Source organism: Nocardia sp. No.11 (assembly GCF_038752175.1).
In the GTDB taxonomy this organism is placed as follows: Bacteria; Actinomycetota; Actinomycetes; order Mycobacteriales; family Mycobacteriaceae; genus Nocardia; species Nocardia canadensis.
The window spans coordinates 1-20933 of sequence record NZ_JBCGFB010000062.1 but is presented as its reverse complement, the minus strand read 5'-3'; the positions used below and the strand labels follow the sequence as shown (position 1 = coordinate 20933).

At 70.5% G+C, this 20933-nt stretch carries 22 protein-coding genes; 6 read left to right on the top strand and 16 right to left on the bottom strand.

What is annotated here, in order from left to right:
- Nucleotides 1–119 precede the first annotated feature (119 nt).
- Nucleotides 120–767: a DedA family protein gene (locus tag V8688_RS19165; RefSeq protein ID WP_342801386.1), complete on the bottom strand. Its 648-nt coding sequence runs from the start codon at nucleotides 765–767 to the stop codon at nucleotides 120–122.
- 155 nt (nucleotides 768–922) lie between these two features.
- Between V8688_RS19165 and V8688_RS19160 the strand changes: the two genes are divergently transcribed.
- A complete protein-coding gene (locus V8688_RS19160; RefSeq protein WP_218721679.1) occupies nucleotides 923–2017 on the top strand; it encodes a serine hydrolase domain-containing protein in 1095 nt (364 codons plus the stop codon).
- 65 nt (nucleotides 2018–2082) lie between these two features.
- Here the strand turns inward: V8688_RS19160 and pyrF are convergent, their stop codons facing one another.
- The 8 genes from pyrF to V8688_RS19120 form a co-directional block, all read right to left on the bottom strand.
- A complete protein-coding gene (gene pyrF, locus V8688_RS19155) occupies nucleotides 2083–2907 on the bottom strand; it encodes an orotidine-5'-phosphate decarboxylase (protein WP_342801385.1) in 825 nt (274 codons plus the stop codon).
- 1 nt (nucleotide 2908) lies between these two features.
- The gene (gene carB, locus V8688_RS19150) at nucleotides 2909–6271 is read right to left on the bottom strand and encodes a carbamoyl-phosphate synthase large subunit (RefSeq protein ID WP_218721675.1); all 3363 of its coding nucleotides are present in this window, start codon (nucleotides 6269–6271) and stop codon (nucleotides 2909–2911) included.
- Entirely contained in the window at nucleotides 6271–7386 is a 1116-nt protein-coding gene (gene carA / locus V8688_RS19145) for a glutamine-hydrolyzing carbamoyl-phosphate synthase small subunit (RefSeq protein WP_218721673.1), read from the bottom strand. Before carA ends, carB begins: the two co-directional genes overlap by 1 nt.
- On the bottom strand, nucleotides 7383–7889 hold the full coding sequence (locus V8688_RS19140) for a transporter (protein WP_218721672.1): 507 nt from the start codon (nucleotides 7887–7889) through the stop codon (nucleotides 7383–7385). The genes carA and V8688_RS19140 overlap by 4 nt, the downstream gene beginning before the upstream one ends.
- A gap of 13 nt (nucleotides 7890–7902) precedes the next feature.
- On the bottom strand, nucleotides 7903–9201 hold the full coding sequence (locus V8688_RS19135) for a dihydroorotase (RefSeq protein WP_218721670.1): 1299 nt from the start codon (nucleotides 9199–9201) through the stop codon (nucleotides 7903–7905).
- Nucleotides 9198–10154, bottom strand: a complete 957-nt coding sequence (locus tag V8688_RS19130) for an aspartate carbamoyltransferase catalytic subunit (RefSeq protein WP_218721669.1) — start codon at nucleotides 10152–10154, stop codon at nucleotides 9198–9200. The genes V8688_RS19135 and V8688_RS19130 overlap by 4 nt, the downstream gene beginning before the upstream one ends.
- Nucleotides 10151–10783, bottom strand: a complete 633-nt coding sequence (pyrR, locus tag V8688_RS19125) for a bifunctional pyr operon transcriptional regulator/uracil phosphoribosyltransferase PyrR (RefSeq protein WP_255588659.1) — start codon at nucleotides 10781–10783, stop codon at nucleotides 10151–10153. Before pyrR ends, V8688_RS19130 begins: the two co-directional genes overlap by 4 nt.
- A 236-nt stretch (nucleotides 10784–11019) precedes the next feature.
- On the bottom strand, nucleotides 11020–11181 hold the full coding sequence (locus tag V8688_RS19120) for a hypothetical protein (RefSeq protein ID WP_218721667.1): 162 nt from the start codon (nucleotides 11179–11181) through the stop codon (nucleotides 11020–11022).
- Nucleotides 11182–11428: 247 nt separating this feature from the next.
- On the opposite strand from V8688_RS19120, the gene V8688_RS19115 reads away from it, so the two are divergent.
- A complete protein-coding gene (locus V8688_RS19115; protein ID WP_342801384.1) occupies nucleotides 11429–11716 on the top strand; it encodes a hypothetical protein in 288 nt (95 codons plus the stop codon).
- Nucleotides 11717–11762: 46 nt separating this feature from the next.
- On the opposite strand, the gene V8688_RS19110 is transcribed toward V8688_RS19115, so the two are convergent.
- Entirely contained in the window at nucleotides 11763–12698 is a 936-nt protein-coding gene (locus V8688_RS19110; protein ID WP_342801383.1) for a MerR family transcriptional regulator, read from the bottom strand.
- 5 nt (nucleotides 12699–12703) lie between these two features.
- The gene (locus V8688_RS19105) at nucleotides 12704–13498 is read right to left on the bottom strand and encodes an AraC family transcriptional regulator (protein WP_342801382.1); all 795 of its coding nucleotides are present in this window, start codon (nucleotides 13496–13498) and stop codon (nucleotides 12704–12706) included.
- A 44-nt stretch (nucleotides 13499–13542) separates the two neighbouring features.
- On the opposite strand from V8688_RS19105, the gene V8688_RS19100 reads away from it, so the two are divergent.
- Nucleotides 13543–13926, top strand: a complete 384-nt coding sequence (locus V8688_RS19100) for a hypothetical protein (RefSeq protein WP_342801381.1) — start codon at nucleotides 13543–13545, stop codon at nucleotides 13924–13926.
- Nucleotides 13927–14028: 102 nt separating this feature from the next.
- Here the strand turns inward: V8688_RS19100 and V8688_RS19095 are convergent, their stop codons facing one another.
- Both V8688_RS19095 and V8688_RS19090 read right to left on the bottom strand, forming a co-directional pair.
- Nucleotides 14029–14817, bottom strand: a complete 789-nt coding sequence (locus tag V8688_RS19095) for a MerR family transcriptional regulator (protein ID WP_342801380.1) — start codon at nucleotides 14815–14817, stop codon at nucleotides 14029–14031.
- A 29-nt stretch (nucleotides 14818–14846) separates the two neighbouring features.
- Nucleotides 14847–15353 carry a VOC family protein gene (locus V8688_RS19090; protein ID WP_342801379.1) on the bottom strand — a complete coding sequence of 169 codons (507 nt, stop codon included), beginning with the start codon at nucleotides 15351–15353 and terminating at the stop codon, nucleotides 14847–14849.
- On the opposite strand from V8688_RS19090, the gene V8688_RS19085 reads away from it, so the two are divergent.
- On the top strand, nucleotides 15346–15816 hold the full coding sequence (locus tag V8688_RS19085) for a hypothetical protein (RefSeq protein ID WP_342801378.1): 471 nt from the start codon (nucleotides 15346–15348) through the stop codon (nucleotides 15814–15816). The two genes, V8688_RS19090 and V8688_RS19085, sit on opposite strands and share 8 nt — an antisense overlap.
- 7 nt (nucleotides 15817–15823) lie before the next feature.
- Here V8688_RS19085 and V8688_RS19080 read toward each other — a convergent pair whose 3' ends face one another.
- Nucleotides 15824–16735: an EamA family transporter gene (locus V8688_RS19080; protein ID WP_342801377.1), complete on the bottom strand. Its 912-nt coding sequence runs from the start codon at nucleotides 16733–16735 to the stop codon at nucleotides 15824–15826.
- Between the two features lie 127 nt (nucleotides 16736–16862).
- On the opposite strand from V8688_RS19080, the gene V8688_RS19075 reads away from it, so the two are divergent.
- The gene (locus V8688_RS19075) at nucleotides 16863–17753 is read left to right on the top strand and encodes an RNA polymerase sigma-70 factor (protein WP_342801376.1); all 891 of its coding nucleotides are present in this window, start codon (nucleotides 16863–16865) and stop codon (nucleotides 17751–17753) included.
- A 15-nt stretch (nucleotides 17754–17768) separates the two neighbouring features.
- Here the strand turns inward: V8688_RS19075 and V8688_RS19070 are convergent, their stop codons facing one another.
- Both V8688_RS19070 and V8688_RS19065 read right to left on the bottom strand, forming a co-directional pair.
- Nucleotides 17769–19295 carry an FAD-dependent monooxygenase gene (locus V8688_RS19070; protein WP_342801393.1) on the bottom strand — a complete coding sequence of 509 codons (1527 nt, stop codon included), beginning with the start codon at nucleotides 19293–19295 and terminating at the stop codon, nucleotides 17769–17771.
- A gap of 165 nt (nucleotides 19296–19460) precedes the next feature.
- Nucleotides 19461–20156, bottom strand: coding sequence for a MerR family transcriptional regulator (locus V8688_RS19065; protein WP_342801375.1), 696 nt, complete (start codon nucleotides 20154–20156; stop codon nucleotides 19461–19463).
- A gap of 112 nt (nucleotides 20157–20268) precedes the next feature.
- On the opposite strand from V8688_RS19065, the gene V8688_RS19060 reads away from it, so the two are divergent.
- Nucleotides 20269–20933, top strand: a 665-nt coding sequence (locus tag V8688_RS19060) for an erythromycin esterase family protein (protein ID WP_342801374.1), incomplete at its 3' end; no start/stop codon positions are given.

Sequence of the window (20933 nt, the reverse complement as noted above, 5' to 3'; positions counted from 1 at the left end):
CCTCCCGTGCCCCGGCCACATCGATGACCGCCGCACGGTCACAGCACCGTACGGGGCGAACGGCGGCGACACGACGGTCTCGGCCCGCCGCCCCGACATCGGCGGTGCGGTAGCCGTCGTCATCGGACGTCGATCCGGCCGCGTCGGTCACGAAGACGGCCGACCAGCAACCACGTCGTGGCCACGAGCACCGCGGCGATGACCAGTTTCTGCAGCACACCGGCGTAGGTCTGCACGACGTGCCAGTTCTCCCCGAGAAAGTACCCCGCGAACACGAAGACCGCGTTCCACAGCAGACTGCCCGCGGTGGTCAGCACGGTGAAGCGCCCCACCGGCATCCGTTCGACACCGGCCGGGATCGAGATCAGGCTGCGGAAAATCGGGATCATGCGGCCGAAGAACACCGCCTTGTCGCCGTGGCGGGCGAACCAGTCCTCGGTGCGGTCCAGGTCGGACAGGCGCAGCAGGGGCAGCCGGTCGACGATGCGGCGCACCCGGTCGCGGCCCAGGGCGGCACCGAGGCCGTAGAGGGCCAGCGCGCCGAGGACCGAACCGAGCGTCGTCCACAGCAGCACCTCGGCGAGGCCGAACCGGCCGCGGCCGGCCGTGAACCCCGCCAGCGGCAGGATCACCTCGCTGGGCAGCGGGGGGAAGAGGTTCTCGAGTGCGATGGCGATGCCGGCGCCGAGTCCGCCGAGCTGTTCCATCAACTGGACCGCCCATCCCGCGATGCCGGTCAGTTCGGTCGAAGTGCCTGTCGTTTCCATGCTTTCGACGCTAGGAACGCGGCGCTCGGCGATCAGTAGCGCCAACCATCCGGTCGGCGGGGTGCGACCGCAGTCGAGGGGTGGGGTTTTCCGCACCCCGGTCCCGGGGCCTGCACCCTCGTTGGCGGCACGGAGCGCCCCTAGCGTCGAACCCTATGCGACAGAAACTGTTTCGTGCCTCTGCGGTCGTTCTGGGCACCGTGCTGACGGCCGTGCTGGTGGCCGCCACCGTCCTCGTGACGGCGCGTTGGCGGGTGGTCGGGGACACGGTCGAGGCCGCGGCGCGGTGGACCGATACCGACATCGTGCTTCGGATCTCCGAGGGGGAACGGCAACGGGAGTGGCAGTACGGCGGCACCGGGCAGTCCACGCCCGACCCACACAGCAGGTTCCGGATCGGCAGCATCACCAAGACCTTCGTCGCCACCGTGGTGCTGCAACTGGTCGACGAAGGCAAGGTCGACCTGGATGGTTCGATCGCGGCACAGCTACCCGACCCGATTCCCGACGGAAACCGGATCACGGTGCGGCAGTTGATGAATCACACCAGCGGGCTCTACGACTACATGAAGGAACCCGGCCTGTCGACGAACCGGTGGCGCGGCGACGATCGATTTCGCAGTCACGCGCCCCGCGATCTGCTCGCCACCGCGGTGCGCCACGACCCGTATTTCGCGCCGGGCGCCCGCTTCCGGTACTCGAACACCAACTACATCGCGCTCGGCCTGCTCATCGAGCACGTGACAGGCCACCGCTACGGCGACGAGATCCGCAACCGCGTTCTCACTCCCCTGCGGTTGACCGCCACCACCGTGCCCGGCGACGACCCCCGCCTCCCCGCACCCGCCCTCACCGCACATCGCGACATCGACGGCGCGGGCCGTGTGGACGTGACCGAGATGAACCCGTCGCTGGACTGGGCCGCAGGCGAAATGCTCTCCACCACAGCCGATCTCGATGCGTTCTACGCCGCGTTGCTGGGCGGGCGGCTGATCAGCCCCGCCTCGCTGGACCGGATGCGCGAGACCGTCCCGATGGGCATGGGTTTCCACTACGGTCTGGGCCTGCAGCGTTTCGCCCCACCGTGCGGTGACGAGCTGTGGGGGCACGGCGGTGAGCTGCTCGGATACGTCTCGTATGCGTTCCGGTCGACCGATGGCCGCTCGCTGACGATGGTCCTCGGCTCGGCGGCGTCGTCGGACGCGTTGTCGCTGTTCGCGACGGTCACCGCGACCTACTGCCTCGCCTGACCGCGGAACGCGATGGAAACGACGAGGCCGGGGCAGCATTTCGCCACCCCGGCCCCTCGTTGTCGTCAGGCCTGCAGGAAGGCGAACTCCTCCTGCAGCTGAGTCATCTTGTCGCACAGCGCCGTCACCGACGGGCCCGCGTTGAGAACTTCGCGCGACACATTGGGCACCACGGCCGTCAGGTTCGCCGCGGGGACCAGGGCGCGGATGGAGTCCGCTCCCCCGCCCTGCGCGCCGACCCCGGGCATCAGGATGGGGCCGTTGAGTGCCGACAGGTCCGGCGCCTCGGTGAGCGTCGCGCCGACGACCACGCCGACCGAGCCGAAGCCGTGGCCCGCGTTGCGGGCCGCCGCCTCGTCGACCATGGTCTGGGCGATCGTGCGGCCGTCCGCGGCGGTGATCCGCTGCAGTTGCGCGCCTTCGGGATTCGACGTCGCCGCGAGGACGAACACGCCGCGATGGTTGGCCTGCGCCAGACTCAGCGCCGGGTCCAGGGACCCGAACCCGAGATACGGCGAGACCGTCACGGCGTCGGAGCCCAGCGGGCCGTCACCGAGCCAGGCGTGCGCGTAGGCGTCCATGGTGGAACCGATGTCGCCGCGTTTGGCGTCGGCCAGCACCAGGGTGCCCGAGGCCCGCAGCACCTCGATGGTCCGCTCGAGCACCGCGAGACCGCCCGAGCCGTAGGTCTCGAAGAACGCGACCTGCGGCTTGACCAGGGCGACGCGGCCGTCGAAGGCCTCGACGCAGATCTCGGCGAACGCCTCGAGCCCGTCGACGTCCTCGGTGAGCCCCCACGCCCGGAGCAGGCCGGGGTGGGGGTCGATGCCGACGCACAGCGGGCCGAATTCCCGCATGGCGTGCTGCAACCGGTGACCGAAGCTGTGCATGTCAGCCCCGCAGCACCGAGTGCAGCTGCTGCAGCGAGCGCACGCCGATGCCGCCGTTGATGCTCGCCTCGATGCCCTGCACCGCCGCGGCCGCGCCCTGCACGGTGGTGATGCACGGGATGTTCGCGCCCACCGCGGCGGTGCGGATCTCGTAGCCGTCCACGCGGGGCCCCGAGTTGCCGTAGGGGGTGTTGAACACGATGTCGATCTCGCCGTCGCGGATCTGCTCGACGATCGAGGCCTCCGGCATGCCGGTCGCCGGGTCGGTGGCTTCCGGGTCGGAGTGCTTGCGCACCTGCTCGCACGGAATGCCGTTGCGGCGCAGGGTTTCCGCGGTGCCCTCGGTGGCGAGGATGCGGAAGCCCAGATCGTGCAGGCGCTTGATCGGGAACACCATGGCGCGCTTGTCGCGGTTGGCGACGGAGACGAACACGGTGCCCTCGGTCGGCAGCGAGCCGTAGGCGGCGGCCTGGCTCTTGGCGAAGGCGGTGCCGAAGTCGGCGTCGATGCCCATGACCTCGCCGGTGGACTTCATCTCCGGCGACAGCAGCGAGTCCACGCCGGAGCCGTCGGCGCGACGGAACCGGTGGAAGGGCAGCACGGCTTCCTTCACCGCGACCGGCGCGTCCAGCGGCACGTGGCCGCCGTCGCCCTCGGGCGGCAGCATGCCTTCCTTGCGCAGCTCGGCGATGGTGGCGCCGAGCATGACACGCGCGCAGGCCTTCGCCAGCGGCACCGCGGTCGCCTTGGAGACGAACGGCACCGTGCGGCTCGCGCGCGGGTTGGCCTCGAGCACGTAGAGGATGTCGTCCTTGAGGGCGTACTGCACGTTGAGCAGGCCCTTCACGCCGATGCCCTTGGCCAGCGCGATGGTCGAGCGGCGCACGGCCTCGATGTCGCTGCGGCCCAGGGTGATCGGGGGCAGCGCGCAGGCGGAGTCACCGGAGTGGATGCCGGCTTCCTCGATGTGCTCCATGACGCCGCCGAGGTAGACCTCCTCGCCGTCGCACAGAGCGTCGACGTCGATCTCGATGGCGTCTTCCAGGAAGCGGTCGACCAGCACCGGGTGCTCGGGGTTGAGCTCGGTCGCGCGGGAGATGTAGCCCTCGAGGGAGGTCTCGTCGTAGACGATCTCCATACCGCGACCGCCCAGCACGTAGGACGGGCGCACCAGCACCGGGTAGCCGATCTCGGCGGCGATCTTCTTGGCCTGCTCGACCGTGGTGGCGGTGCCGTACTTGGGCGCGGGCAGCCCGGCGGCGACGAGCACGTCACCGAACTCGCCGCGGTCCTCGGCCAGGTCGATCGCGGCCGCGGAGGTGCCGACGACCGGCACTCCCGCGTCGGTCAGCCGTTGCGCCAGGCCCAGCGGGGTCTGTCCGCCGAGCTGCACGATCACACCGGCGACGGTGCCCGACTCGGTTTCGGCGTGGTACACCTCGAGGACGTCCTCGAAGGTGAGCGGCTCGAAGTAGAGGCGATCGGCGGTGTCGTAGTCGGTGGAGACGGTCTCGGGGTTGCAGTTGACCATGACGGTCTCGTAGCCCGCGGCCGAGAGGGTCTGCGCCGCGTGGACACACGAGTAGTCGAACTCGATGCCCTGGCCGATGCGGTTGGGGCCCGAGCCCAGGATGATCACCTTGTCGCGCTCACGCTGCGGCGCGACCTCGGACTCCGCGCCGGGATCCAGCTCGTAGGAGCTGTAGTGGTACGGGGTCTTGGCCTCGAACTCGGCGGCGCAGGTGTCGACGGTCTTGTAGACCGGCCGCACACCCAGGCGGTGGCGCAGCGAGCGCACGCCCGACTCGCCCGCGAGCTCGGGCCGCAGGGCGGCGAGCTGACGGTCCGACAGGCCGTAGTGCTTGGCGCGGCGCAGCAGGTCCTCGTCCAGGACCGGCGCGTCGAGCACTTCCTGGCGCAGCGCGACCAGGCCGGCGACCTCGGCGACGAACCACGGGTCGACACCGGAGGCCAGCGCGACTTCCTCGATGCTCGCGCCGAAGCGCAACGCCCGCTCGACCTGGTAGATGCGACCTTCGGTGGGCACGCGCAGGTCGGCGAGGATGGCCTCGATGGCGTCGCGCACCGACGCCGGATCGCTGGGATCCTGTGGGGCCCACTGTCCGTCGTCGAGGGTCCAGAAGCTGGCGGCCTTGGTCTCGAGCGAACGCAACACCTTGCCCAGCGCTTCGGAGAAGTTGCGGCCCATCGACATCGCCTCGCCCACCGACTTCATGGTGGTGGTCAGGGTGGCGTCGGCGCCGGGGAACTTCTCGAACGCGAACCGCGGCGCCTTGACGACGACGTAGTCCAGGGTCGGCTCGAAGCAGGCCGGGGTCTCGCCGGTGATGTCGTTGACGATCTCGTCGAGGGTGTAGCCGATGGCCAGCTTGGCGGCGATCTTGGCGATCGGGAAGCCGGTGGCCTTCGACGCCAGCGCCGAGGAGCGCGAGACGCGGGGGTTCATCTCGATGACGATCAGGCGACCGTCCTTCGGGTCGACCGCGAACTGGATGTTGCAGCCGCCGGTGTCGACGCCGACCTCGCGCAGGATCGCGATGCCCAGATCGCGCATCTTCTGGTACTCGCGGTCGGTGAGCGTCATGGCCGGGGCGACGGTGACCGAGTCACCGGTGTGCACGCCCATCGGGTCGACGTTCTCGATCGAGCAGACGATGACCACGTTGTCGCGGCCGTCGCGCATGAGCTCGAGCTCGAATTCCTTCCAGCCGAGGATGGACTCCTCGATCAGGACGTTCGCGGTCGGCGAGGCGGCGAGGCCGCCACCGGCGATACGGTCGAGGTCCTCGTCGTTGTAGGCCATGCCCGAACCGAGGCCGCCCATGGTGAACGAGGGGCGCACGACGACCGGGAAACCCAGGTCGGCGACGGTCTCGCGGACCTCGTCCATGGTGTAACAGACCCGGCTGCGGGCACTCTCGCCGCCGACCTTGGCGACGATGTCCTTGAACTTCTGCCGGTCCTCACCGCGCTGGATGGCGTCGAAGTCGGCGCCGATCAGCTCGACGTTGTACTTCTCCAGCACCCCGCGCTCGTGCAGCGCGACCGCGGTGTTGAGGGCGGTCTGGCCGCCCAGGGTGGCGAGAATGGCGTCGGGACGCTCCTTCTCGATGACCTTCTCGACGAATTCGGGGGTGATCGGCTCCACGTAGGTGGAGTCGGCGAACTCGGGGTCGGTCATGATGGTCGCCGGGTTGGAGTTCACCAGCGATACGCGCAGTCCCTCGGACCGCAGCACCCGGCACGCCTGGGTACCGGAGTAGTCGAATTCGCACGCCTGGCCGATCACGATCGGGCCAGAGCCGATCACCAGGATGTGCTTCAGATCCTCGCGGCGAGGCATCAGGCTCCTTCCATGAGACCGGCGAAACGGTCGAACAGGTATGCGGCGTCGTGCGGGCCTGCGGCGGCCTCGGGGTGGTACTGCACCGAGAAGGCGCGACCGTCGATCAGTCGCACACCCTCGACGGTGCCGTCGTTGGCGCAGATGTGGGAGACCTCGGCTTTGCCGAAGGGGGTGTCGAACACCTCGCCCTTCTCACCCTCGAGGGCGAAGCCGTGGTTCTGCGCGGTGATGGAGATGCGGCCGGTGCCCGCTTCGACCACCGGGATGTTGATGCCGCGGTGGCCGAACTTCATCTTGTAGGTCTGGCGGCCCAGGGCCCGACCCAGGATCTGGTTGCCGAAGCAGATGCCGAACAGCGGGATTCCGCGCTCGAGCACACCCTGGGTCAGCGCGATCGCGCCGGTCTGGGTGGCCGGGTCGCCGGGGCCGTTCGAGAGGAACACGCCGTTGGGGTTCAGCGCCAGGATGTCGTCGAGGGAGGTGTTCGACGGCACCACGTGGGTGCGCACGCCGCGCTCGGCGAACATGCGCGGGGTGTTGGTCTTGATGCCCAGGTCGACCGCGACCACGGTGAAGCGGTGGTCGCCCACCGGCTCGATCGTGTACATGCCGTCGGTGCTGACCTCTTCGGCCAGGTCGGCGCCGAGCATCGAGGGCTGACCGTTCACGCGAGCCAGCAGTTCCGCGTCGTCGGCGAGGGCGGCGCCGGAGAAGATGCCCGCCTTCATCGAGCCGCGGGTGCGCAGGTGACGCACGACCGCGCGGGTGTCGATGCCCGCGATGCCGACCACGTTCTGCTTGTCGAGCTGGTCCTGCAGGGTGCCGGTGGCGCGCCAGTTCGAGGAGATCGTCGAGGGGTCGCGCACGGCGTAGCCGGCGACCCAGATCTTGCCCGACTCGTCGTCCTCGTCGTTCCAGCCGGTGTTGCCGATCTGCGGGGCGGTGGCCACCACGATCTGGCGGTCGTAGCTGGGATCGGTCAGGGTCTCCTGGTACCCGGTCATCGCGGTGCAGAACACCGCCTCGCCCAGGGTCTGGCCCTCGGCGCCGAAGGCGGTACCGCGGAACACGCGGCCGTCCTCCAGCACGAGGGCTGCCTTTGTCTTCGTCATTCGTCGTCTCCCGTCGTCGCCCTGGTCGCATCCGCGGTCCATGCCGGGTACACCGTCTTGTCGTCGCCCCGGAATCCGGTATCGATCTCGGTTCCGGTCGGCAGTGTCCAGCGAATTACCAGCACACCATTCTCTGTCATCACTTTGCCCGCGTGTCCGCGTTCGGTCCGCACGGCGACCACGGATTCCTGCGGAATCCAGATCACCGTCGCCCCGTCGCGTTCGAGCAGGATTCCGCGTTCGAACCGCGTCAGTTCGGCGGTCGCCCGGAATCCCAGGTCACCGACCGCGATCCGGTCCTGCCAGCTGGGCGCGATGGTGCTGCCCAGGTAGAGGCCGGTGGTCGGTTCCAGTAGTTGCGCGCCCAGCTCGGCGGGCACCGTCGGCAGCTCGCCGATGCGTGCCTGCTGCCGCGCGGCCTTCTTCTGCCACGCTCGGTACATCAGCCACAGGCACAGGAGGAACAGGGCCAGACACCCCAGTACCCACAGAGTTCTTTCCACGTTCCTGGCCTCCCTAGATCCCGACCGCCTTGCCCTCGCGGGCAGTTACCCGGCCACGCAGCACGGTGGCTGACACCTGAGCCGGGAACGTCATGTCCTCGAACGGGGTGTTGTTCGAGATGCTCGCCAGCTCGGCGCCGTGCACCGTCCACTCGGCGTCGGGGTCGATCAGCGTGAGGTTGGCCGGTTCACCGACGGCGATCGGGCGGCCGTGGTCGTCGAGGCCGACGATCGCGGCGGGCTTCTCGCTCATCACCCGGGCGACGCCGCGCCAGTCGAGCAGGCCCGGCCGCACCATCGTCTGCACGATGATCGACAGCGCAGTTTCCAGCCCGAGCATGCCGGGGCGGGCCGCCGCGAACTCGCAGCACTTGTCCTGCTCGGCGTGCGGGGCGTGGTCGGTGGCGACGCAGTCGATGACGCCCTCGGCCAGCGCCTGGCGCAGGGCGGTCACGTCGGCGGACTCGCGCAGCGGCGGGTTGACCTTGTTGACCGCGTCGTAGGTCTCCAGGCGCGAGTCGTCGAGCAGCAGGTGGTGCGGGGTGACCTCGGCGGTGATCGAGATGCCCTGGGACTTGGCCCATTTCACCAGTTCGACGGTGCCCGCCGTGGAGGCGTGGCAGATGTGCACGCGGGCGCCGGCGTCGCGGGCCAGCAGCGCGTCGCGCGCGACGATCGACTCCTCGGCGGCGCGCGGCCAGCCGGCCAGGCCGAGGCGGGCGGCGTTGGGGCCCTCGTGCGCGACGGCGCCCTTGGTCAGCCGCGGCTCCTCGGCGTGCTGGGCGATGAGCACGCCGAGGGAGTTCGCGTACTCCAGCGCGCGGCGCATGATCAGCGGGTCGTAGACGCAGTGACCGTCGTCGGAGAACATCCGCACCTGGCCGACACCCGCGGCCATGGTGCCCATCTCGGCGAGCTGCTTGCCCTCGAGCCCGACGGTGACCGCGCCGACCGGGAACACGTCGACCAGGCCGACCTCCTGGCCGCGTCGCCACACGTGATCGGTGATGACGTGCGAATCGGCGACCGGATTGGTGTTGGCCATCGCGAACACCGCCGTGTAGCCGCCGAGTGCGGCTGCGGCCGACCCGGTTTCGATGGTCTCGGTGTCTTCGCGGCCGGGCTCGCGCAGGTGGGTGTGCAGGTCGACGAAGCCGGGCAGCAGGATCTGGCCGCCGCCGTCGATCACCTCGGCCTCGGCCGACGCCGCGATGCCGCCGCCGATCTCGGCGATGACGGTGCCGCGAACCAGCACGTCGACCGGCTCGCCCTCACCGTAGGGCCGGACATTCTTGATCAGCAGTTCACTCACGCCGCCACCTCCTGGGTGCCGACGAGCAGCCGGAACAACACGGCCATTCGCATGTGCACTCCGTTCGTCACCTGTTGCAGGACCGCCGCTTTCGGCGAGTCGGCGACCGCCGAGGCGATCTCCATGCCGCGCAGCATCGGACCGGGGTGCAGCACCACCGCGTCGTCGCCGAGCAGGCCGAGCCTGCGCTCGGACAGTCCGTAGTTGATCGAGTACTCGCGGGCCGACGGGAAGAAGCCGCCGTTCATCCGCTCGGCCTGCACCCGCAGCATCATGACCGCGTCGGCGCCGGGCAGTTCGGCGTCGAGCGAGGTCGCGACCCGGCACGGCCAGGCCTCGACCCCGACCGGCAGCAGGGTGCGCGGGGCGACCAGCACGACCTCGGCACCGAGGGTGTTCAGCAGGATCACGTTGGAGCGGGCCACCCGGCTGTGCAGGATGTCACCGACCAGCACGATCCGCTTGCCCTCGATGTCGCCGAGGCGCTGGCGCAGGGTCAGCGCGTCGAGCAGCGCCTGGGTGGGGTGCTGGTGGGTGCCGTCGCCGGCGTTGATGATCGAGGGCGCGGCGCGGTTCTCCTCGCGCGCCCACTGCTCCATCCAGCGCGCGATCTGGTGCGCGGCACCGGAGGCCGGGTGGCGCACGATCAGCGCGTCGGCGCCGGCCGCGTGCAGGGTCAGCGCGGTGTCGCGCAGCGATTCGCCCTTGGAGACCGAGGAACTCGACGCGCTTACGTTGATCACATCGGCGCTCATCCACTTGCCGGCGACCTCGAACGACACCCGGGTGCGGGTCGAGTTCTCGTAGAACACCGTCATCACCGTGCGGCCGCGCAGCGTCGGGAGCTTCTTCACCTCGCGGCCGAGCAGGGCCTGTTCGAAGCGCTCGGCTTCGTCGAGGAGTTCGGTGGCGGTGCCCCGATCGAGATCGGCGACCGTCAGCAGGTGCTTCACGCTTGCGCCTCCTGGTGCAGATACACACCGTCGTGTCCGTCGTGTTCGGTCAGCAGGACCGAGATGTCCTCGGCGCGCGAGGTCGGCACGTTCTTGCCCACGTAGTCGGCGCGGATCGGCAGTTCGCGATGGCCGCGGTCGATGAGCACGGCGAGCTGGACGGCGCGGGGGCGGCCGAGGTCACGCAGGCCGTCGAGGGCCGAGCGGACGGTGCGGCCGGAGAACAGCACGTCGTCGACGAGGACCACCAGGGCGTTCTCGATGCCACCGTCGGGCACGGAGGTGCGCTCGAGCGGGCGGTGCGGACGGCTGCGCAGGTCGTCGCGGTAGAGGGTGATGTCGAGCGAGCCCAGCGCGGGCCGCACGCCGGAGAATTCCTCGATCTTGGCGGCGAGCCGGTTGGCCAGGGTGGTGCCGCGCGTCGGGATACCCATGAGAACCACCCGCGGTGCGTCGGCGTCGCCGGAATCCAGGGCGGTCTTCTCGATGATCTGATGGGCGATGCGCGCGACGGTCCGATTCACGTCCGAGGGCGACAACAGCTCGCGCCCGGCTGCCACCCACTCCGGAGTGTGCCGTTGCGATGTTTCGCCCGCGCCGGTTTTGGCCGCCCGTTCGGGCACAGCCATGCCGACCTCCTTCCCCGCCTCACCGGACGGTCCGTTAAAGGATGTCTAACTCGCGCTCCACCCTATCAGCGTCCTGACCGGCCTTTGACCAGGTAGGCCCGCCTGTGAGCGCGGCCACGAAGCCCCACGCGGCCCGGGGCGGTGCGTCGCCGATCACACACCGACAGAAAGCCCAGTGAGCGCTGGGGTTTCACGTCTCGGCAGCGCCGACCGGCCGAGACAGCACGTGACGGTATTCACGAGCCGTCCGCGCCCTGGTCGGTGGCGGGGCCGAACCACACCGACAGTCGTGCGCACAAGGCCGCGAGTCCGGCGTCGTCGAGACGTTCACGATCGGGCCACGAGTCCACGTCGTGCCAGTCGAAGTGCGCGGGCATCGCCCGGGGCCGCGCGAACACGTGTGGGTGCTTGTCGGCCCCCGGGGTGCCGACTACACTGTGACGCGCGCCACAGCCGTTCGCGCGGGGTGGTGCTGACGCTCAGCGCACAGCGTGGCCCGATCGGAGCGCCGGGTCGCGGCGATCCTCTCCGACCCCGTTCGTCGACGAGCCGGGCCCGACAGTCGCTCCACTCCAGCTCGGCCGCCATGGCGGCGAGCGATCCCGTGCGCACGTCCGCACGACCCTTCGGCAAGGAGATGACGTCATGGCTGTAGTCGTCGAACTCGATTTCACCGGCGCGACGCTCGATCAGTACGACCAGGTGCTCGACAAGATGGGCTTCGTGCACGGCGGGGCGGGCGGGCCAGGGATGGTCTTCCACGTGGCGCGCAAGACCGACGACGGATTCCATGTCACCGATGTGTGGGAGTCGGCGGGCCAGTTCCAGGAGTTCGCCGAGACCACCATCCGGCCGCTGAGTCGGGAGGTCGGGATGAGCGCGGAACCCACCATCACGATCCACGAGGTCTACAACTATCTGACGCAGGGCTGAGCCTGCTCGCCGACCGTGGCGCGGGGTCACAGTCGGCGAGCGGCAATCAGGCGGTGGCCGCCCGCAGAGCCTGGGCGAACCAGGTGAACACCGGCGTCAGGTCCGGCTGTTCCGGCCAGCCGTTGACCACGGCCAGCAACCGCCAATAGCGGTGCACGCGTGGATCGTTCGCGACCGCGAGGCGTTCGAGGATCCATCGGCGCAGCGCCGGGTCGTCGGGGCGCTCGAACGTGCTCGCGTAGCGGGCGGTGAGCGCGTCGAGCACCGGTCGCGCGGCCGGACTGTCGGCAGCCACACCCGCGTCGACGGCTGCTGCGACCTCGGTACGGACCGCTTCGGTGAGTTCGTGGTGCAGGCCGGTCGTGTCGCCCGCGGCACGTTCCCTGGCCTGGTAAGCCGCCATGCGCCGCACCGCGTCACGGAAGTCGGTGTCGCGCACCAGTTCCGCCAGTTCCATCCAGGCCGCGAGCTGATCGGGCGACGGATCGTCGGGTAGTTCGGGCACCGCGGCGCGGACCAGCTCGACCATGGCGGGGTTGGCGGCGTAGCGGCCGAAGGTGTCGTCGACGAAGTCCTCGATGAGGCGGTGTCGTTCGGCGGCGGACAGGGTGGCGAGTCGGTGCATGAGATCCATCTCCGGTGGGGTCGGTTCCCGGGCGGCCACCGCGCGCAACACCGCTCGACGGACCCGCAACGCCCGGATCTCGACGTCGAGCGCGTCGGCGTGGGTCGCGGCGACCTCGGTCATCGAGGCCTCGCGGGCGAGCACCCGGCGCACCGTGGCGAGGTCGATGCCGAGAGCGCGCAGCGTGCGCACCAGTTCCAGGCGGGCGAGGGCGGCGGTGTCGTAGCGGCGGTGGCCCGCCGGATTGAGGGTGGTCGGCGCCACGATGCCGCGGTCGGCGTAGAAACGGATCGCCTTGACCGTCAAGCCGGTTCGGGCGGCTACGTCGCCGATCGTGAACAGGGTGTCGTCGTCCATGACGCTCAGCGTGCCGTCTCCCCTCGGGGGAGGAGCAAGCCCGGATCCTCGACGACGATCCGGACGCCGGAACCCAGCAGGTCGGCGGCGGTGAGCCCGAACAGGGCGTGGAAGGTGTCGCTGAAATGCGACGGGCTGGCGAATCCGGCGGCGGCCGCGGCGGTGGTGAGGTCGGCGCCCTCGGCTACCGCCCGGCCGACGGCGAGCATGCGCGCCCACACCCGGTACCGCCGGAAGCTGGTACCCGCCTGGGCGGAGAACAGGTGCAGCAGCCGCGATTTCGACAGATGCACCGCGGCGGCGAGCTGATCGGCGGAGAGATCCGCGGCTGGGTGCGCGCACAGGAGGGCGGTCGCGGCGGCGATCCGGGGATCGAGGTCAGGGCCTGCCGTTCCGGACACCAGGTCCAGGAGATCGTCAGGGGCGGTGTCGCCCTCGGCGAGCCGGATCAGTGTCGACTCGTCGACGTGGGCGATGCCGAAACCACCGGTGTCCACGCGCATCCGGCTCCGGCAGCCCGCGGCGCGCGGTGAGCCGGGATCGAGGTAGCAGAACAGCATTCGCCCGTCGGCGACGATCCGGTGCGGTGTGCGTGGCGGCACCAGAACGCTGCGCAACGTTCGGGTGCCGATCGCGTCGGCGTCGATCGTGAACGGCCCGTCGAGCCCGACCGCCAGGCAGCCCACCGACCCGCAGTGGCGGTCCAGCCGCAGCGACGGCCCCCGGTAGATCGCGTGCCCGGCCCACAGCCACACCGTCGGCGCAGGACGGCACGTTTCCGGAAGTGGTGCTGCGCCCATAACGCCATGCTTGCACGAACGGTGTCGGAGGAGAGGGTGGATATATGGTCGCGGAGGTCGTCGGCGCGGTGTTGCTGGTGGTCGTGGGGCTGGTGCATGTGCTGCCGGGTGTGGTCGCGATCGCGCCGGGGCGAGCGGCGACGGCCTACGGCACGGACGTGCCGAACCGGGATCTCGAGTTGTTGCTGCGGCATCGGGCCGTGCTGCTCGCGCTGGTCGGGATCGGGCTGATCGTCGGCGCGTTCGTGCCGTCGGCGCGGCCGGTGACCATCGCGGCCGGAATCCTCAGCACCGGTTCGTTTCTCGTGCTCACGATGGCGATCGGTCCCCGTGCCCTCGATGCGCGGACGCTGCGGGTGGCACGGATCGACGTGGGTGCGCTCGCCGCGCTGGTGCTCGCGGTGCTGCTGTTCGGGTTCACCGAATGAGGTGCGTCGAGCGGATCCTGACGGGCGGCCGCGCGTACCCTGCCCGCCGCATCGTTCGGCTCGCCACCGGATCATCACTGTGACAGCTCGTTCGGCGACGAACTAGTCCCAGGTAGCCGTCTCCGGATCGACGCCGTGCGCCCTGGCGTTGGCATTGATGACCGCGCTCAGCCAGCTGGTCAGGCCGGGCTCGATGGCGTCGTAGAAGGCCGTGTACTCCGGGTCACCGACGTAGCGGCGACCGAGACACACGTGCATCGGGTGCGTGCAGTCGAAGTAAACGGCGATCGACGCGCGATGCCGTTCGGCCAGCGAGTCGGCGCGGGCACTGCCCGGCGCGACGCCCGCGCGGAGGGCATCGGCCAAGTCGGCGTGCAGGGCGGCGGTGTCTTCGGCGATGCGCTGCCAGTCCTGCGCCGATCGGTCGGCCGCGCGTTCGGCGTACTGGGTCCACTGCGGGGTGTCGCCCCATTTCTCGCGGGCCTGCGCGACCCAGGAAGGTTGCCAGTCGCCGCCGAAGATCGCGACCTGATCCTGGGGGCTGAGCCGGATGCCCGACTCCCTGGCCTCGATCATCCGGTCCATCGCCTCGGTCGTGCGCCGCAGCCGCCGCATCCTGGCGTGCAGGGCGTCGCGCTGCCTGCGCAGTGTGGCCAGGGCGTCGGCGGCTGGCGCGTCCAGGAGCGCGCCGATCTCGTCCAGGGGCACCCCGAGCTCGCGGTAGACGACCACACGCTGGGCGCGGACCAGGTCGGCCGCCGTGTACAGGCGATAGCCGGCGGACGTGCGGTCGGACGGGTGCACCAGCCCGACCGCGTCCCAGTGGTGCAGCGTGCGCGTGGTGACGCCGAGCAGTTCCGCCGCGACGCCGACGGTGAGCGGTTCGGACACGGCCTCCAGTGTGCCGTGCCCGGCGCTCGTCATCGCTCAGGCGCCTCGATGCCGATCGACCGCAGGTGCGCGGCGGCCGGGCTGTCCGGGTCCCACTGCTGGGCCGCCGTCATGATGACGCGGAGGTTCTCCGGGGTACGGACCTCCACTTCGACGGAATTCCACGGCATGACCCGGGGCCCGGCCGTGCAGCCGGGCGTCACCGCCTCGCAGGCGGCCACGATGCCGTCGATCTCGGCGAGCACACAGGAGAAACTCACGGTCGTGGTCGGCGCGTCGGCCGGACGGTCTCCCGGGACCAGCAGCACGTCCTGAAATGCCCAGCGGCGCAGGTGGGTCAGCTGACCCGGCACCGTGAACAGGTCGAAGAAGCCGAGCCCACGGACCCAGAAATCGACCGACGCGGCGAGGTCCCCGGTCGGGACGGTGACGAACATCGGCATGCCGTAGATCCCGCGGAACGGTTCGGGCGCCACAGCATCCGGGCCGGGAACGGGGACGGGGCTGATCTCGAAAGCGGGAAACGATGTGTTCATACCCGCATCGTCGACCCTGACGCTACGTCAGGGTCAACCACGATCAGTCGCGCACCGCGAGCACCACGCCGACCTGCGGATCACCGACCGCCACCGGGCGTCCGAGCGGTGCGACCAGGTCGTCCCGAGCAGGCTCCCTGGACCCGAAAGCGCCGAACAGATCCTGCGCCGCTACAGCCACCTGCTGCACAGCCTGGGCCGCGACATGGTGCGGTTCTGGCACGAGAACCAGCCCGCCTTCCGCGATCTCGGATTCGGCGCGGGATTGCGGTACCAGTTCCGGGTGCTGGCCGATCTCATGACGGCCCCCGATCACGCACCACTGGACGTCTATCACGCCCGCCAGGCGCTGCTGGCGATCAGCTGGAGCGTGTCGATGATGGGCGACCTCGACCTGTCCGACGACGACATGCGCACCGCCGCGACGGCTGTCGCGGTCGACATTCTCGCGAAGATCTCCTGACGGAGCGCTACAGCGGGGCGGGCGGTTCCGGGGCAGTCTGCCGGGTGGGCAGCGCGCTGACCGTCAGCGCCAGCATGACCAGGGCGATACCCGTCAGCTCGGGGACGGTCGGGCGCTGGGCCAGCGCGACCGCGCCGACCACGGCGGCGGTGGCCGGGAGCAGCGCGAGCAGCAGAGCGAAGCGGGCCCGGCCGACCGCGGTCAGGACCACCTGGTCCAGCGCGTACGGGACCGCGCTCGACAGCACGCCGACGCCGAGCCCGAACAGCCAGGTGCGGGGATCGGCGAAGACCGACGGGTCGATCGCCGATTGCGGGATCAGGACGAACGGCGCGAGCAGGGCCGCAGCGACCGCCATGCCGACGGCGAGGGAGTCCAGGCCGTCACCGGCGTCGGCCACCCGTTTGCCGACGAGGATGTAGCCGGCCCACAGCACCGCCGACGCGACCGCGAACCCCACCCCGACCGGCTCGACATCGAACTGCACCCCGGCCAGCAGCAGCACCCCGACCGTGACCAGCGCAACCGCGAGCACGTCCCTGACCCGCCGCGAGCCGAGCGTGGCCACGGCCACCGGGCCGAGGAACTCGATGGCGACGGCGGTACCGAGCGGAATCCGCGCGATCGCCTCGTAGAACACGATGTTCATCGACACCGTCACGACGCCGAAGCCGGCCGCCACCGCGATCCCCCGCCGGGTCCACCGGCTGCGCCACGGTCGCCGCCAGGCCAGCAACGCCAGCCCGGCCGCGGCGGCGCGCAGCCACGCGACGGTCGCCGGTTCGGTGGTGTCGAACAGGAACACGCCCAGGGCGGCACCGAGATACTGCGAGGTCGCGCCGACGACGAACACCAGCGGCACCGACCAGCCCGGCAGGACGGTACGGGCGGGCCGCTCGGTCGTCGAGATCGCATCCATTCCCGGAGTAATCCACAGCCGGGGACGGATTTCAACGTGGAACCGGAGCGTGACCGACCCCACTGTCACACTCCGGTGGGCCGCGGCGTCTCATGGGCATGACCGGCACCGACAGACAGGACCATCCATGAGCGACGGAACCGATGCCGCCACCGCGGCCTTCGTTACGCACCGCAAGCTGCTCTTCACGGTCGCCTACGAGATCCTCGGCTCGGCCGCCGACGCCGAGGACGTGCTACAGGAGACCTGGTTGCGCTGGGCCGACGTCGAGCAGGCCGAGATCCGTGATCCGCGCGCCTATCTCGTCCGCATCGCCACCCGGCAGGCACTGACCCGGCTGCGCACCCTCGGCAGGCGCAAGGAGACCTACGTCGGGCCGTGGCTGCCCGAACCACTGCTCACCGCGCCGGATGTCGCCGAGGACGTCGAGCTGGCCGACAGCGTCTCGATGGCGATGATGCTGGTACTCGAGACGCTCGCGCCGATCGAACGGGCCGTGTTCGTCCTGCGTGAGGTGTTCGACCTGGCCTACGACGAGATCGCCGCGGCCGTGGACAAGAGCCCGGCCGCGGTGCGCCAGATCGCGCACCGGGCCAGGGCCCACGTGGCCGCGCGCAGGCCACGCGGCCACGTGTCCTCGACGCAGAGCCGCGACGCGCTCGCGGCGTTCGCGCGGGCGGTCGAGACCGGCGACCTGCAGGGACTGCTCGACCTGCTCGCGCCCGAGGTGGTGCTGCTCGCCGACGGCGGCGGCGTGGTCAAGGCGGTCGTGCGGCCGATCGTGGGGGCCGACAAGGTCGCGCGGCTGATGGCGGGCGGCCTGCCCCGGTTCCCCGGGGTGGTGTCGACCGAGCCGACCCAGATCAACGGCGCGCCCGCCCTGCTCCTGCGGCTCGACGGCAAGCTCGACAGCATCGTCACCCTCCGGCTCGACGAGGGTGCGATCACCGGCCTCTACGTGGTGCGCAATCCCGAGAAGCTGTCGCGGATCCAGCAGGCGACCACCGTCGTCCGCTGATCCGCGACGGCCAGGTCAGGGCAGACCGACCCAGGTGTCGAGCGCGGCGCGCAGCACGGGTGTCGCGACATCGGCGGATTCGTCGATGTCCGCGGCCCAGGCGACGTAGGCGTCGGGCCGCAGCAACAGCGCGTCGGCGGGCCGGTCCTCGGTCTCGGCCGTGACGATCACGATCCGCGGTTCCCGGTCGAGGGCGAGTTTGCGCAGATCCGCGCGGTCGGCGAGGTCGAGGAAGACCGGACGCGCGGTGTGCAGGAGTTCGGCCACGCTGGTCGTGCCCTGCTCGGTGCGCAGCGGGAGATCGGGCGCGAAAGCGCCGGCCAACGGGTGCGGATCGGTGCCGGGAACCGAGTAGCGGACGTCGCCGGCCGAGATCATGCCGGCCAGCCTGCGCAGCGCGGGCTCGTCGGCGAACAGCTCCTGGAACACCGCGCGCAGGGCATCGGCGGCCTCGTCCTGACCACGGCGCAGTGCGGCCTGAGCACGAGTCTGCTGCAAGGCCCGGCCCGCCGCGGCGTGGCGTTCGTCGTGGTAGGTGTCGAGCAGTCCGGCCGGGGCGGTGCCCCGCACCGTGGCGGCCAGCTTCCACGCCAAGTTGACCGAGTCGAGCATGCCGACGTTGAGCGCCGTGCCGGTGGCGGGCAGCAGGTGCGCGGCGTCACCGGCGAGCAGGACCCGGCCTGCCCGGTAGCGCTCGGCCCGCCGGGCCTGGAACTGGTAGCGCGACAACCGGACCGGTGCACCCAGCGGCAGTTCGGCGCCCAGGACCCGCTGGGCGCTGGCACCGAGTTCGGCGAGCGTCAGCGGATCGTCGTTGTCGTATTCGGTGAGGTCGTCCTCGGTGGTCTGGAAGAACATCACCCGCTCGTCGGCCCGCACCGGACCGATCGCGAAGACCCCGCGCTCGGTCCTGGTGAAGCCGGGCCGAATCGGACCGAGGCCGGGCACATCGATCCCGCCGTCGTCGAGGACGGCGACCGAGTCCGGCAGCGCCACCACACCGAGTCGGTTGACCTCGGGAAAGGTGTTGCCGGGGAACGGGATCGCGGCCAGTTCCCGGATCCGGCTGCGCCCGCCGTCGCACCCGACCACATACTGCGCGCGGACCCGGTACGGCCCGTCCGGCCCGGTAACCTCGACGGTCACAGCGTCGTCGTCCTGATCGAGCGCGGTCACCTCGTGTCCGCGGCGGATCTCGGCGCCGAGTTCGACGGCCCGCTCGGCGAGCAGTTGTTCGACCCGCGCCTGCGGAATGCCCATCGCGTCCATCGGCCCGTCCGCCAGCGGGGTGAAGTCGACGTGCATACCGCCGAACGGGAAGATCGGCGCCGGGATCGGGCTGCCGACGGCGACGAAGCGGTCGAGCAGACCGCGGTAGCGCAGCAGGTCCAGGATCCGGCCGCCGAGGCCACTGGCCTTGTGGGCGGTGCCCGGCTCCGCGCGCCGCTCGAGCACCATGGGGCGCACCCCGGCCAGGGACAGCTCCCCGGCGAGCATCAGTCCGGCAGGTCCGGCGCCGACAACGATCACGTCGGTCTTCATTTCACGCACGTGCGTCACTCCCATTTTCGCCGGTCCGAACGTCGAGGAGCGATTCTGCAGGACGACCGGGGTCTTGCCGCAAGCCCCCCGGTCGGCTATACCTTGGAAGGGGCGAGGAACGTCTTCGGTTCGCCCACTCCGGCTTTCGCCGACCACGACGCGCTATTACGGCTCGTCGAGCATGCGGAGGTAGCCGTCGAGCTGGGCCGCACCGGCGAGCAGGTGCCGACTGCGCGCGGTCAGCCGGTCCTGCCAGTCCTGCAGAAACGTGCTCAGCGCGGCGGCCCCACCCGCCGCGCGCTGCGACGCGACGAATTGCGCGACCTGGGTCAGCCGATAGCCGCCGCGCCGCAGCTGGCGCGCGATCTCGGCGTCGCGCACTCCCGCCGCCTCGTAGTGGCGATAGCCCGTTGCGGGGTCGCGGTCGGGGCGCAGGATGCCCGCGGTTTCCCAGGTGCGCAAGGTCGCCGGATGCACTCCGATCCGGCGCGCGAGCTCGCCCACGCTCAGCGCTCGACCGGCGATCGGGGCGGGCGCGGTGGTCGACAGACTCCCCAGCGCGGTGGCGACCTCGGTGCGGGTGGCGCGCTCGTCGAGCAACGAGACATGCGCGCCGTCGATGAGCCGGTACGCGGATTCACGATCGCCCCGGTGGACGGCCCGCAGGATCGCGGCCGCCTGCTGATGCCCGTGTCCCCCACGCAAAGCGAGAAAGGCTCGCAGCGCCTGTGCGTTCCGGGGCGTGTAGCGCCGGTAGCCGGACGCGCTGCGGTCGGCGGGTCCGAGGATTCCCGCCTCGTCGTAGTTGCGGATCGCCTGGGCGGACAAGCCGTGTTCCCTGGCCAGATCGATCGGCCGCAAGACACCCCTCCTTTGAGGCTTTTTTCGGCTTTCACCAGTAAGAATCCGCGAAAACTTCACCCGAACCTTCAACGATACTGTCGAAGGCATGCCCGCCGACCAAGGAGTGTTCATGCCTACTGCCACCACGCCCCGCGAACTCGCACGCGAACTCGACGACGCGGCGAGCCTGGGTCGTGCCGTCGACGATCTGCTCGCGTGCCGTGCCGAACCGCCGGTCCTGCTCGCGCTCGGCGAGCCCACCCACGGGATCGCGGCATTTCCGTTGCTGCGCAACGAACTCCTGGCGCAGCTGGCCGAGCGCGGATTCCGGTCGATCGCGCTGGAGTCCGGTCTGTTCGCCGCCGCGATCGTCGACGACTACATCAGCGGGGCCACCACCACCGACCTCGAGACGGTGCTCGCCACCGGATTCAGCCACCGCTTCGGCGCCGTGCCCGGCAATCGCGAACTCGTCGAATGGCTGCGCGGCTACAACGCGGGCCGCTCCCCCGCGGACCGTCTGCGCTTCTACGGCTTCGACGCGCCGCTCGAGCAGACCGACGTCCCCAGCCCGCGCCCTACCCTGACCGCGGCCGGCGGGTATCTGCCCGAACCACTGCGACCGGCCGCCCTGCGCGACCTCGAGACCCTGCTGGGCGAGGACGCCGACTGGACGAACCCGGCGGCCGTGTACGACCCCGCCGCCTCGATCGGCGGTTCCGACCGCGCCCGCGCGCTGCGCGTGGTGGCCGACGACATCGTGAGCGCGCTGCGCCGCGCGGCACCGGCGCTGCG